This window comes from Streptomyces sp. 147326 (assembly GCF_045000215.1).
Taxonomy (GTDB): Bacteria; Actinomycetota; Actinomycetes; order Streptomycetales; family Streptomycetaceae; genus Streptomyces.
Genome location: NZ_CP134201.1, coordinates 2,371,384 through 2,385,031, shown reverse-complemented (window position 1 = coordinate 2,385,031; position 13,648 = coordinate 2,371,384). Strand labels below are relative to the sequence as shown.

The following is a 13,648-nucleotide window of genomic DNA, read 5'->3' as shown; positions in this document are numbered from 1 at the left end:
CTCGGCCAGCTGGTGGCCGGTCGTGTGGCACGACCTCGGCGTCGCGCCCCCACCCTCCCGACCTCAGCCGACCGGCCATACAGGAGAGAGCGATGACGATCACTGGAACACCTCAGCGGCTGATTCCGCGGTGGGTCCCGCCGGGCGCTGTTCCCGCGGGGGAGGCCGAACAGGCCGCGCTGACCCGGCGGATCCCCGTACGCCTGGCCGCGCGGATCAAACTGCTGGCCCGGCGTTCCGCGACCGGGTGGGAGGCGGCCCTCGTCGCCGCCCACACCGCGGTGCTGTCCGCACTCAGCGGCGAGCGCGCCCTCGTGTCCGGGTACCTTCCGAAGGCCGCCGCCCCGGAGGCCGGACCGCAGCCCCGAGCCCTCGCCCTCCACGACGGGACCTGGCGCGAGCTGCTGACCGCCTCCGAGCGGGCGGCCGCCCGGCCCGCCGACGGTGCCTTCGAGACCGTGCTGGACCTCGCGCACATCGACGGCGCCTCCGCGGAGCCCGCGACGGGCACCGTACTGACAACCACCCTGCGGTACGGACCCGAGGGCCCGGCCGTACTCCTGCGCTACCGCACCGACGTGCTGGACGCCGAAGCAGCCGGCCGTATCGCCGGCTACTACGTGACGGCACTGGAGCAGATGGCGGCCGAGCCCGACGCCCCGGTCCGCGCCCGCGTGCTGCTGTCCGATGCCGAGTTCCAGCACCAGATCCACGGGCTCGCCGGTCCCGAGCGGCAGATACCGGACCGCCGGTTCCACGAGCTGTTCGAGGCACAGGCCGTCCTCAGGCCGGCGGAGGTCGCCGCGGTGCATGCCGGTGAGAGCCTGACGTACGCGCAGCTCAACGCCCGCGCCAACCGCATCGCCCACGCGCTGCTCGCCAGGGGCCTGGCAGCCGAGGCGGTGGTGGCGGTGGTCACCGAGCGCAACCTCGACTGGCTGGCCGCGGTCATCGGCATCTTCAAGGCCGGAGCGGCCTACCTGCCCATCGAGCCGCACGCTCCGGCCGACCGGATGGCCCGGACCCTGGAGCGCAGCGGCTGCGCGATCGTCCTGACCGAGCCCGGCGGCCCCGGGCACCTGGAGCGGGCAGCCGCACCGGACCTGGAGCTCCTCACCCTCGCAGACGCCTACGGCGAAGAGCGCTCCGAGGACAACCCCGGCGTGCCCGTCGCGGCGGACCAGCTCGCCTACCTGTACTTCACCTCGGGCTCCACCGGAGAGCCCAAGGGTGCGATGTGCGAGCACGCGGGCTTCGTCAACCACCTCTACGCGAAGATCGACGACCAGAGGATCGGCGAGGGACAGGTGGTGGCCCAGACTGCCCCGCAGTCCTTCGACATCTCGCTGTGGCAGCTCGTCGCGGCCCTGGTCGTCGGCGGGCGCACGCTGATCATCGAGCAGGACGCGATCCTCGACGTGGACCGGTACCTCGACGCCGTGGAGCGGGGCGGAGTCGCCGTACTGCAGGCCGTCCCCTCCTACCTCGAGGTCGTGCTCGCACGGCTGGAGACCAGCCCCAGGGAACTGCCCGCGCTGCGCTGCGTATCGGTCACCGGCGAGGCGCTGAAGAAGGAACTGACCGTGCGCTGGTTCGCGCGGTTCCCGGACATCGCCCTGATGAACGCCTACGGTCTCACCGAGACCTGCGACGACACCAATCACGAGGTGATGACCTCGGTGCCGGTGTGGGACTCGGTTCCTCTGGGCCCCGCGGTCGGCAACGTCACCGTCTACGTCGTCGACGACGAGCTGCGGCCGGTACCCCTCGGCGCGCCGGGGGAGATCGTCTTCTCTGGCGTGTGCGTGGGCCGCGGCTACGTCAACGATCCCGAGCGCACGGCCCAGGCGTTCTGTGAGGACCCGCACCGCCCCGGCCAGAGGCTCTACCGGTCCGGCGACTTCGGACGCCGGCTGCCCGGAGGTTCGCTCGAGTACCTCGGACGCCGCGACGCGCAGATCAAGATCCGGGGCTTCCGGATCGAGATCGGCGAGATCGAGAACCAGCTGCTGAAGCTGCCCGGGGTCCGCGACGGTGCCGTCGTGGTCGTGGAGAGCCCCGACCAGGGCCGCCATCTGGTCGGCTTCCAGACCGGCTCCGAGGAACCCGCCGGGGTACTGCGCGAACGCCTCGCGCAGGCGCTGCCCGCGTACATGGTGCCGGGCAGGCTGGAGCGCCTGGACGTCCTGCCGCTCACCCCCAACGGGAAGACCGACAAGCGGGCCCTCGCCGCCCTGGCCTCGGAACTGGCCGTGCAGGAGGCGGGCCAGGGCCACGAGGCGCCCCGTACGGACGCGGAGCGGCGGCTGGCCGCGGCTTGGGAGGGCGTACTGCGGCTGCCCGCGGGCAAGGTCGGACGCAACGACAACTTCTACGACCAGGGCGGCACCTCGCTCTCGGCGGTGCAGCTCGTCGTACGGATGGACCGGGCGTTCACCCTGCGCAATGTGATCGATCACCCCACGCTCCACGAGCTCGCCGGTTTCCTGGCGCCGGCCACTGCGCCGGCCCCCTCTCCCGTCGGCACCCCCGCCGCCTCCGCGACGGACGCGACAGCGGTCCCCCCGTTCGACGTGACCAGAATCGACGACCGCCCCGCCGTGCTCGAACTCGGCGGTCCTGCCCCGGCCGACCCGGCCGCCTGGGCCGCCGAGCACCGGGCGCGGCTGCGCGCCACCGTGGCCGAGCACGGGGCCGTGCTGGTCAGGGGACTCGGCCTGCGCGACGCGGACACCGTCGCCCGGTTCAGCCGGGCGTACCTGGACCGGATCATCACCGAACGCGAAGGCTTCGCCCCGCGGCACGTCCTGGCGGACGGCGTCTACTCGTCGTCCGAATGGCCCGCCGACCAGCCGATGTGCATGCACCACGAGCTGAGTTACGCCCGTGAGGTCCCCGGCACGCTCCTGTTCGCCGCTCTCAAGGCCCCCGCCTCCGGCGGTGTGACCGCGGTCGCCGACTCGCACCAGGTGCTGGAGGCGCTCCCCGCCGAACTCGTCGACCGCTTCGAGAAGGAAGGCTGGTCGCTCGTCCGCAACTACACGGAGGGCATCGGGGTCACCCTGGCCGACTCCTTCGGCACCACGGACCGCGCGGCCGTCGAGGAGTACTGCGACGCCCGGGGCATCGCGTACACCTGGCAGGGCGACGGCGGCCTGCGTACGCGGCAGCGGGCCGCCGCCGTGCTGCGCCACCCGGTCACGGGACGCCGCGGCTGGTTCAACCAGATCGCCTTCCTCAACGAGTGGACCCTGGACCCGGTGGTCAGGGAGTACCTGACCTTCGAGTTCGGAGAGGACGGGCTGCCCTTCAACAGCCTCTACGGCGAGGGCGCGTCCCTCGACGAGGACACGGTGCTCACCATCAACGGCGTGTACGAGAAGCACACGCTCCGCGAGCCCTGGCGCGATGGTGACCTGCTGATCGTCGACAACCTCCGGATGGCCCACAGCCGGGAGCCCTACGAAGGCGACCGCGAGATCGCGGTCGTCCTCGGCGACCCGGTCCCGCATCTCCCGGGCCCCGACGCCCGCTGACGGCTGTCGGCACGCCCTCCGGAGGGCGTGCCGAGGCACCCGTCTCCGTACGCGCACGCCCCGCCGACGGCCGGTTCCCCCGGCCGTCGGCGCCCCCGCGCCCGGCGCGGTCCACCACCCACCACCCAGCAGATGGAGTCCCTCATGTCCCCCCAGCCTGTCGTACCGCCCTTCGCCGTCATCAGCGGTGCCCAGGTCGCCGACGTGCTCACCGGCAGTGAGAAGCAGGTCGTGGGCCTGGTCGAGGACGTCTACCGGCTGCACGGCCGGGGCGACTCGGTCAACCCGCCCTCGTACTTCCTGCGCTTTCCCGACCTGCCCAGCTCCCGCATCATCGCGCTGCCCGCCGCCGTGGGCGGCGACCGGCCGACCGACGGCCTGAAGTGGATCTCCAGCTTCCCGGACAACGTCGCGGCGGGCATCCCGCGTGCATCGGCGGTGCTGATCCTCAACGACCATGCCACCGGCTACCCCTTCGCCTGTCTGGAAAGCTCCATCATCAGCGCCTCCAGGACCGCGGCGTCGGCGGCGCTCGCCGCCGACCGGCTCAGCCGGGGCGAGCGCCCCCGCAGGATCGGCTTCATCGGCACCGGGCTCATCGCCCGGTACATCCACCACTACCTCGAGGCCACCGGCTGGACCTTCGACGAACTCGGCGTCCACGACCTGTCGGAGCAGCACGCCGAGGCCTTCGCCGACTACCTCGGAAGCCGCCCCGGCACCGCGCCCGTCGTGGTGCACGGATCCGCGGAGGAGCTGATCCGGGAGAGCGACCTGGTGGTCTTCGCCACCGTCGCCGGCAGCCCGCACGTCCACGACCCGGCCTGGTTCGCTCACAACCCGCTCGTCCTGAACGTGTCGCTGCGGGACCTGTCCCCGGAGATCCTGCTGGCCTCGGCGAACATCGTGGACGACATCGAGCACTGCCTCAAGGCGGACACCTCCCCGCACCTCGTGGAACAGCTGACCGGGAACCGCGACTTCATCGACGGGACCCTCTTCGACGTCCTGGAAGGCAGGGTCGAGCTGCCCGCCGACCGCCCCGTGGTCTTCTCGCCCTTCGGCCTCGGAGTGCTGGACATCGCGCTCGGCCGGCACGTGCACGACCAGCTGCGGGACACGGGCCGGCTGGGCGTCATCGAGGGCTTCTTCCACGAGCTCGACCGCTACGGCAACAACGGCTCAGCGGCGCGTTCTTAGGCCGACGCGGTCGCCGTCACCGCCGCAGTCGCCCCAAGCCCCGCACCCGCGAGACAGGAGTCGCGTCATGGACAAGTCAGTCGTACTGATCGCCGAAGAACTCTCTCCGGCCACCGTCACCGCGCTGGGACCGGACATCGAGGTCCGGCACTGCGCGGGCGCTGGCCGGGAGGCGCTGCTCGCGGCGCTGCCCGAAGCGGACGCCGTCCTCGTACGCAGTGCCACTCGGATGGACGCGGAGGCGATCGCGGTGGCAACCCGGCTCAAGGTGATCGGCCGGGCGGGCGTGGGCCTCGACAACGTGGACGTGGCCGCCGCCACCCGGGCGGGCGTCATGGTGGTCAACGCCCCCACGTCCAACATCGTCAGCGCCGCCGAACTCACCGTCGGCCTCCTGCTCGCGGTGGCGCGGAACATCCCGCAGGCCGATGCGGCGCTCAAGGAAGGCCAGTGGCAGCGCAGCCGGTACACCGGGGTGGAGCTGTCCGGCAAGACGCTGGGCATCATCGGCCTGGGACGCATCGGGTCGCTGGTGGCGCGCCGCATGGAGGCCTTCGGCATGCGGCTGCTCGCCTACGACCCGTACGTTCAGCCGGAATACGCCGCCCAGAGCGGCGTACGCACCACCGGCCTCGACGAACTCCTTGCCGAAGCCGACTTCCTGACCGTCCACCTGCCCAGAACGAGCGAGACGACGGGCCTGATCGGATTCGACGCACTCCACAAGGTCAAGCCCGGCGTCCGCATCGTCAACGCGGCCAGGGGCGGCATCGTGGACGAGGCCGAGCTGTACGCCGCGCTCAAGGAGGGCCGTGTCGCGGGCGCGGCCGTCGACGTCTTCGCCACCGAACCCTGCACCGACTCCCCGCTCTTCGCGCTGGACAACGTGGTCGTCACCCCGCACCTGGGCGCCGGGACCGCCGAGGCGCAGGAGCGCGCCGGAGCGGTCGTCGCCGCATCCGTGCGGCAGGCACTGTCGGGGCGGTTCGTCCCTGAAGCGGTCAACGTACGGATGGGTGCGGTCGACGGCGAGCTGGATCCGTGGCTGGCCCTGACCGAGCAGCTGGGGCGGCTGTTCACCGCGACCGCCGGCAGCCTGCCACGGCAGCTGCGGGTGAGGGCCGACGGAGAGATCGCCGCCCACGACACCGCGGCGCTGGAGCTGGCCGCGGTCAGGGGCGCACTCGGCGGTGTGGCCGAAGGAGTCTCCTACGTCAACGCTCCGCTGATCGCCCAGGAGCGCGGCGTGGGCACCGAACTGGTCAGCGGGCCCGACAGCCCGGTGCACCGCAGCCTCGTCACGCTGTCTGGGGTGCTGCCCTCCGGCGAGGAGGTCTCCGTCGCGGGCACGCTCACCGGGTTGAACTCCGGCCGCAGGCTGGTGGAGGTGTGCGGATTCGCGGTGGACCTGCCCCTCACCGGGAACGTCGTCTTCTTCCGTACTTCCGACCGCCAGGGGCTGTTCGGTGCGGTCACCGATGCCCTGGACGGCATTCCCCTCACCGGGTTGCAGATCGCCCACGGCTCCCCGGCGGGGAACGAGGTCCTCCTCGCGCTGAGCGTGGGCCGGCCTGTCGCACAGGAGGTCCTGGACGACGTGGCCACCAGGATCGATGCGACCCGCGGCTGGTCTTTTGAGCAGTCTGCGTGACCACGGACAACCGACAGACCCGATGACGAGGTGCGCGAGAGCATGACGAGCGGTATGGACAACAACACGTGGTTCCGCAGGTACTGCGCGACGGCGACGCCGCGGCGGCGACTGGTGGTCCTGCCGCACGCGGGCGGCTCCGCCAGCTTCTTCCACCCCTGGGGTCGCTCTTTCGGCGACGACACGGAAGTCCTGGTGGCGAGGTACCCGGGCCGGCACGAGCGGTTTGCCGATCCGTGCATCGACAGCATGGACGTGCTAGCCGACCAGGTCACCGCGGCGCTGCTGCCGTTCGCGGACGTCCCCGTGACGCTCTTCGGCCACAGCATGGGGGCTTCGCTGGCCTACGAGGTGGCGCTGCGACTGGAGGAGCGGCACGCCGTCCGGCCCGCCGCGCTCCACGTGTCCAGCCGCAAGGCCCCGCACCGGCTGACCCCGCGCAATCTCCACCAGCAGGGGGACGCGGCGCTGATCGCCGAACTGCGCAGGCTCGGCGGGACCGACACCGCTCTCCTGGACGACCCCGACATCCAGGAGCTCGTGCTGCCCGCGGTCCGGGCGGACTTCACCATCGTGGGCACCTACGGACCGCGCAGCGCCACCCCGGTCGGCTGCCCCGTCCACGCCTGGATCGGCGATGAGGATCCGTCCACCTCGGCGCAGGAGATGGAGGCCTGGGGAGATGTCGCGCCCCTCGGATTCCGGCTGCGGGTGCTGCCCGGAGGCCACTTCTACCTGGTCGAACAGCACGACGCGCTGGTGCGCGAGGTCTCGGAGCAACTGGTCACCGTCGGCTGACGAGTGCGTCCGCGCGACGGGAGGCCTTCGCCCGCCTGTTTGTCCGACCCGCCGTGCCGGCCGGAATGGCGTCGGTGTTCGGCGGGATGCCGCTAGAGAGGTTTGTCGAATGACTGAAATCGAGAGTGAGCCCGTATCCGGGGCTGGGGGTGGTGAACGTGCATTCAATCCGGCTGCTCCGGCTCTCCAGGCGGATCCATATCCTGCCCGTCGCGTTCCGCGCGACGAATGCGCCGGCTCCGAGTTCTTCGAGCAGGTGATGGGCGAGGCCGGCGACGAGCCGCCGCCGTTCCCGGGCCCGGTCTTCCAGGCCTTCGCCCCGGCCCGGCTCCCCCTGGTGGCCGCGAAGCGGGCTGATTGAGATGGGCGCGTACACGACCGCTCGGCCGAGCGACGCGCAGACGCCCTCCATCGGACGGGCGGTACTGCTCCTGCTGCGCAGCTGCAGCATCCGGTTCGCCACCTACTACTGGGTGGGATTCGTGGCGGGGCTGTCGGCCAACGGCCGGCTCGACCTGAAATGGGCCCTGCTGGGCGTGCCGATGTGGCTCTCCTACGGCATAGCCGCCGAGGCCGTGAACCGGTTGGCCGACCGCGAGGTCGACGTGATCAACCGGCCCGAACGCACGGCCCTGTGCGAGGAGTTCGGATGGGCACGTCTGACGAGGGTCTGCGTGGGCGCCTGGGTGCTGTTCTTCCTCATCGCCGCAGCTCTGGTGTGGGAGCACCCCAGCGTCTCTCTGACGGTCCTCCTCCTGCTCAACACCGGTATAGCCATCGGCTACTCCATAGGGCCGGCCTTCAAGCGCCACCGGGTGCTGTCCCTGCTCTCGCTCACCGCGCCCATGGCCACACCGCTGCTCACCGGGTGGGCCATCCACGGAAACAACGACACGCTGCTCTCCCCCGTCGTGCCGATCGCCGTGGTCCTCGCGGTGTTCAGTCTGGGTCTGTCCGGAATCAAGGACATCACGGACGTCGAGGGGGACCGGGAACTGAACTACAACAGCCTGTGGCTGGGCATGGTCAGGCTTCGCCGGGGTGCCGCCGTCTACATGCTGATCGGCGCCCCCTTCCTGCTGGTGGCGCTCTTCGCCGCCTTGGGCAAGCTGCCGGTGATCTCGCTGGCGCTCTTCCCCCTCGTCGTACTCTCCGCGCTCGTGGTCTCCGCGGCTTCCCGGGCCGAGGTACCGGCGGACCGTGAGACCGCCCGCGAAGTGATGCACAACTACACGTTCTACTTCCTGGCGCTCGGCCTCCTGGTGGCCGTCCCCGAACCGGCCATGGTCGTCGCGTTCGCAGTGAGCATCGGCATCTGGCTCCTGGCTTCGAAGTTCCTGCACTGGTCCGGGGGACTGAGCTTCGCCCAACTCGTGCGCTGGGGAGCCCTGTCCGTCAAAACCGCTGGAAAGTAGGAACAGCATGAACGAGTCAGACATCAGATCCGGGGTGCGGGAGATCATCGCGGGCGTCCTGAGCCTGCCGGAGGAGCACGTCCCCCAGAGCGCCCACTTCTACGACGACCTCGGTGGCGATTCGCTGCAGAAGCTCGAAGTCATCGCGTATGTCGAGAGCCGGTTCAGCTGCCGGCTGACCAACGAGCAGGCCGCGACCAGCGACACGGTCGATGACCTCACCCGCCAGGTGGCGCTGAATGTTTCGTGACCAGCGGGGCCGGCCCCGTGTCGTGGTGACCGGCATGGGCTTGGCCTCCCCCCTGGGCACCGAAGTCGAAACCTTCTGGGAGAACCTCACCACCGGAAAGGTGGCGACCGGCCCCATCACCCGGTTCCCCACCGAGGGCTACCCCACCCACCGGGCCGCCGAGGTCGGCGACATCGGCCTGACGGCTGCGGAGGCGCCCGACGGGCGCAGCACCCCCCGCTCCGTCCGCTACGTCAGCCACTCGGCCGCCAAGGCGTTGGGCGTGGCCAAGCTCCTGCCCCACGTCGACCCCCGGCGGGTGGGCATAGTGGTGGGAACGGTGATGGGGACCCGCCCGCACCTGGAGGAGCTACGCCGGCAGGGGCGGGGGATCGAGGCGGACCGCTCCTGGGACACGCCCCAACTGCTGGCCGATTCCCCCGCACGCGAGTTCGGACTGCGGGGCCCCCGGCACGTGGTCGCAGCAGGGTGCGCCGCCGGCAACACCGCCATCGCGATGGCGGCTGACCACATCCGACGGGGCCAGGCCGACGCCATGGTCGCCGTCGGCGTGGACGAGCTGTCGCAGGCGGTCTTCCAGCTCTTCACCGCGCTGCGCGCGCTCGCCCCCGACCAGGTGCGCCCCTTCGACCGGGACCGCCGCGGAATGATGCCCTCAGAGGCGGGGGCCGTCGTGATCCTGGAGTTGCTGGAGCACGCGGTGGCCCGCGGCGCCACCGTCCTCGCGGAACTGCGGGGGTACGCGGTGGCAGCCGACGCCCACCACATGACCGCCCCCCACCCCCAGGGCCGGGGCATGCTCCGCTGCATGCGGGACAGCCTCGAACAGGCCGGGATCGCCCCGCAGGACGTGGATTATGTCAGCGCCCACGGGACGGGCACCCCGGCCAACGACTCCCTGGAGGCGGCCTGCCTCGCGGAGTACTTCGGCCGGCACGGCGGCCGGCCCGCGGTCTCCTCCATCAAGGGGATGCTCGGCCATTCCCAGGGCGGAGCCAGTCTGCTGGAAGCGATCGCCTGTGTCATGGCCATCCAGCGCGGCCTCGTACCGGGCAACCCCACGCTGCGGGAGGCCGACGAAAGCTGCGCGGACCTGGACATCGTCACCGGCGCGGCCCGGGACATGCCCGTGCGCGTCGCGCTGAGCAACGCCTTCGGTTTCGGCGGAAACACCTCGACCGTCGTCTTCAGCCGGTACCGCGGCTGAATCCCTTCCAGGCTGTGCCCCCTCTCACACTCCAAGGAATGATGTGCGTACCCCGAACCTGTCACCGCCGGCCACCGGCGTGGCCGTTACCGCAGTGGGCGCGGTGACGGCCTCCGGAACATCGGTAGCGGCACTCTTCGACGACATGCTGAGCGACCACCGGCCCTTCACCAGCAGGGAAATCCCGCTCGTCGCCAACACGGTGCCGGGACCGCCGGACAGGCAGGACCAGAGGTCCGGCCGCGAGGTGTTCGCAGCCCACGTACAGGTGCCGCTCGACCTCACCGACGTACTCGGGGCGCGGACGTACCGTTCCTTCGGCCGCGACAGCCGACTGCTGGCGTACGCCATGCACACCACCGGAGCCGCGCTCGCCGCGGAGGCCGACGCCGACCGCACGGGTGTGGTCCTGGGCACGCTGTACGCGGGCCGCAACGAATACATCGCGATCCACAATGCTTCCGGTGGCGAGGCCGTGGGACCGGTCAACCCCGTGTGGGGCCCGCAGTCCGGCCACAACGCCCCAGCCGCCCAGCTGTCCATCCACCTGGGTGCCAGCGGCCCGAACCTGACCCTGTCCTCCGGCGCGACCGCCGGCCTGGATGCGGTGGTCACCGGCGTCCAGCAGGTGGGCGCCGGCGTCTGCGACACCGTCATCGCCGCCGGTATGGACACCCTCTCCGTCGCGGACGCGGGAGTCTCCGGCGAACCAGGGCCCCGACTCGTCCCCAAGGGAGAGGCCGCGGCCGTACTCGTCCTTCAGGACGAGACGGACGGCGGGCGGGTACTGGCCCGGATCCTGGGCACCGGCCAGGCCGCCGCAGCCCCCGCTGCCGGACTCACCGCGCCGCAGCTGGCAGGTGAGCTGGCCGACGCCGCCGAGGAGGCGATGCGCGCGGCGCTGGGCGAGGCGGGCCGGGAAGCCGCCGAGGTGGGGCTGGCCGTCACCACGGGCTGTGACGAAGGGCCGGCCTCGCATGCCGAACGCGCCTCGCTGGAGGCCGTCTTCGGGCGGGAACTGCCGGTGTGCAATGCCACTGCCACGACGGGGCGCGCCGGCGGCGCCGACGGTGTCATCGCCGTCGCCGTTGCGGTCGAGGCGCTCGCGCGCGGAGTCGTGCCCCCGGCCGCAGGGCCGCGACCGCAGGCGGTGGCGCCGACCGGGCCGCTGGCCCTGTGTCTGAGCGTGGACCGGGGAGGCAAGGCCACGGCCGTTCTGGTGGGCGGCGTGGCGACGGAGCAGGCAGTGGCAGCATGAGAGGAGACAACGTGCAGACCAACGCCGCCTGGTGGTACCTGGACCGGCACCTGACCCTGGACACGGCCGATGCCCTCTGCATCGTCGGTGACGAAGGCGAACTGACGTATCGCCAGCTGCGCGAGCTGGTGTGCCGGACGGCCCGGACGCTCACGGAGGCCGGCATCGTCCCGGGCGATCGCATCGTGACCGTGCTGAACGACGGTGCCGACGCCGTCGCGATCATCCTCGCCGCCATGCGGGTGGGTGCCGTTCCCGTGCCGGTGAGCACCCTGCTGACCACCGACGAACAGCGGTACGTGATCGCCGACAGCGGTGCCCGCGCGCTTGTGGCGGAGACGATCGGGGGCGAGCCGGCACGCGACCTCGCCGAGCGCTTTCCCGGCACGGTCCTGTGGAGCCGCGGCCCCGCCGCCGCCCCGGTCCGCTGCCTGACCGAGGAGGTACGGCGGGCAGCGCCCCTGGAAGAGGTGGTGGGGCGCGCGGGGGAGGATCCCGCACTCATCCAGTACACGTCCGGCAGCACGGGCCGCCCCAAGGGGGTCGTCCACCTCCACCGCGGCCTGCTGGCATTCCCCCAGGGGCTGGGCAGCCGGCTGGGCATCACGCGGGAGGACCGCTTCCTGTCCACCGCCAAGCTGGCCTTCGGCTACGGCTTCGGCAATTCGCTGCTGCTGCCCTTCTCGGTCGGGGCCAGCGTGGTGCTGTTCGGCGGCCGGGCCGATCCGCCTGCCGTGGGCAACCTGCTGAGCAGGACCCGCCCGACGCTCCTGTTCGGCGTGCCGACGCTCTACGCCGCGCTGCTTGCCACGCCGGGCGCCGCCGAGCGGCTGGACTTCTCTTCCGTACGGCTGGCCGTCTCGGCCGGTGAACACCTGGGGGCGAACCTCGGCAACCGGCTGGCCGAGGAGTTCGGCCTGACGGTGATCAACGGCCTGGGGGCCACTGAGTGCCTGCACATCTTCATGGCGACCGAACCCGGAGTCTCCGCGCCCGGTACCACCGGCATTCCCGTGCCGGGCTTCGAGGCAGAAGTGGTCGACGACGAGGGCCGGGTACTCGGCGTCGGTGAGACCGGGCACCTCCGGGTACGCGGCGCCAGCGTGGGCGACCACTACTGGGGCCGGCCCGGGCTCAGCAGCGAGACCTTCCGCGACGGCTGGGTCTACACGAACGACACCATGGTGCTGGACGCCGAGCGGGGCTGGATCTACCTGGGACGCAACGACAGCATCCTCAACGTCGGTGGCATGAAGATCATCCCGACGGAGATCGAGGACGCGATCCACGCGGTGCCCGGCGTCGACCAGTGCACGGTGATCGGAGTGCCCGACGAGGACGACGTCACCCGCATCGTCGCCCACATCGTCCCCGCCGCCGGTGCGGGTGACGAGCTGCGGGGGCAGGTGCTGGCCGCGCTGAGGCAGGCGCTGCCCCCCTACAAACGACCGAGAACCGTCCGCCTGGTGGACCGGATTCCCACAACCTCCACGGGAAAGACGGCCCGCTACCTGAGCCGCGAGCGAGAAATGGAACGACAGCCATGAGGGCCGGACCCGAGCGAGTGGTGCTGAAAGAGGGCCATGCCTTCAACCTGATCTGTCTGCCGTTCGCGGGCGGTTCGGCGCGGTCCTTCGTCCGGCTGGCCAGGTACACCCCCGACTGGAACGTCATCGGCGTGCAGCCCCCTTCGGGCTTCGCCGGCGGCGAGCGCGGGCTCGACGCACTGGCGCACTTCTACCTCGGCCTGCTGGCGGCGGACCTGCGCGGCCCGGGAATCGTGTTCGGGCACAGTCTGGGCGCCGCTGTCGCGCACCGCATGGTCCAACTGCGCTCCAGGGAATGGCCCGAGGACCTGCACGTGGTGCTGTCCGCACCCCCCGTGCCGGAGACGGACACCGGCGAACTCCTCAGCCTGGACGACAGGGCGCTGCTCGCGGCAACGACCAGATCGGGCATCCTCCCCGATCTGGGGGCCTCCGACGACCTGGTCCTGCGGTTTCTGCTGCCCGATCTGCGCGAGGACCTCGCGGTCCTGGGCCGGCGGGGCTGGCAGCCCGCCTCCTCGGGCGTGCCGGTCCACCTGCTCGGCGGCACCGATGACCTGGCCTGCCCGCCCGCCGCTCTGGCGCAGTTGGCGGAACGCCTGGGTCCGTTGTCCACCCGGCTGGTGGAGGGCGGCCACATGTACGCGATCGAGCGGCCGGCGGACACCGCCGCCGCCCTGCGCGACATCAGCGCCGCGCTCACGGCCGGGAATGAGGTCGCACGGGCCATGTGAGTGTGCGAAACCGGCACTTCGTGCACGCCCCCGGCAGTCCCGGCAGGAGTTC

11 protein-coding genes are annotated in these 13,648 nt (G+C 71.5%); all 11 read left to right on the top strand.

All coding sequences use genetic code 11. From position 1 onward, the window contains the following. Positions 1-92: 92 nt before the first annotated feature. The 11 genes from RIU97_RS10415 to RIU97_RS10365 all read left to right on the top strand — a co-directional run bounded on the left by RIU97_RS10415 (position 93) and on the right by RIU97_RS10365 (position 13,596). Positions 93-3,536, top strand: a complete 3,444-nt coding sequence (locus tag RIU97_RS10415) for a non-ribosomal peptide synthetase (protein WP_404955484.1) — start codon at positions 93-95, stop codon at positions 3,534-3,536. Positions 3,537-3,680: 144 nt separating this feature from the next. Next, on the top strand, positions 3,681-4,736 hold the full coding sequence (sbnB, locus tag RIU97_RS10410; RefSeq protein WP_404955482.1) for a 2,3-diaminopropionate biosynthesis protein SbnB: 1,056 nt from the start codon (positions 3,681-3,683) through the stop codon (positions 4,734-4,736). A 67-nt stretch (positions 4,737-4,803) separates the two neighbouring features. Continuing rightward, entirely contained in the window at positions 4,804-6,387 is a 1,584-nt protein-coding gene (serA, locus tag RIU97_RS10405; protein ID WP_404955480.1) for a phosphoglycerate dehydrogenase, read from the top strand. Positions 6,388-6,429: 42 nt separating this feature from the next. After that, positions 6,430-7,185: a thioesterase II family protein gene (locus RIU97_RS10400; protein ID WP_404955478.1), complete on the top strand. Its 756-nt coding sequence runs from the start codon at positions 6,430-6,432 to the stop codon at positions 7,183-7,185. A 109-nt stretch (positions 7,186-7,294) separates the two neighbouring features. Then, positions 7,295-7,546 (top strand): hypothetical protein, encoded by a 252-nt coding sequence (locus tag RIU97_RS10395; protein WP_404955476.1) that lies wholly within the window; start codon positions 7,295-7,297, stop codon positions 7,544-7,546. 1 nt (position 7,547) lies between these two features. Then, positions 7,548-8,600, top strand: a complete 1,053-nt coding sequence (locus tag RIU97_RS10390; RefSeq protein ID WP_404955474.1) for a UbiA family prenyltransferase — start codon at positions 7,548-7,550, stop codon at positions 8,598-8,600. Between the two features lie 7 nt (positions 8,601-8,607). Continuing rightward, on the top strand, positions 8,608-8,850 hold the full coding sequence (locus RIU97_RS10385) for an acyl carrier protein (protein WP_404955472.1): 243 nt from the start codon (positions 8,608-8,610) through the stop codon (positions 8,848-8,850). Then, positions 8,840-10,057: a beta-ketoacyl-[acyl-carrier-protein] synthase family protein gene (locus RIU97_RS10380; RefSeq protein ID WP_404955470.1), complete on the top strand. Its 1,218-nt coding sequence runs from the start codon at positions 8,840-8,842 to the stop codon at positions 10,055-10,057. The genes RIU97_RS10385 and RIU97_RS10380 overlap by 11 nt, the downstream gene beginning before the upstream one ends. Before the next feature lie 43 nt (positions 10,058-10,100). Further along, positions 10,101-11,315: a beta-ketoacyl synthase N-terminal-like domain-containing protein gene (locus RIU97_RS10375; protein ID WP_404955468.1), complete on the top strand. Its 1,215-nt coding sequence runs from the start codon at positions 10,101-10,103 to the stop codon at positions 11,313-11,315. 11 nt (positions 11,316-11,326) lie between these two features. Then, positions 11,327-12,862, top strand: coding sequence for a benzoate-CoA ligase family protein (locus tag RIU97_RS10370; protein ID WP_404955466.1), 1,536 nt, complete (start codon positions 11,327-11,329; stop codon positions 12,860-12,862). Next, positions 12,859-13,596, top strand: a complete 738-nt coding sequence (locus tag RIU97_RS10365; RefSeq protein WP_404955465.1) for a thioesterase II family protein — start codon at positions 12,859-12,861, stop codon at positions 13,594-13,596. Before RIU97_RS10370 ends, RIU97_RS10365 begins: the two co-directional genes overlap by 4 nt. Positions 13,597-13,648: the final 52 nt, after the last annotated feature.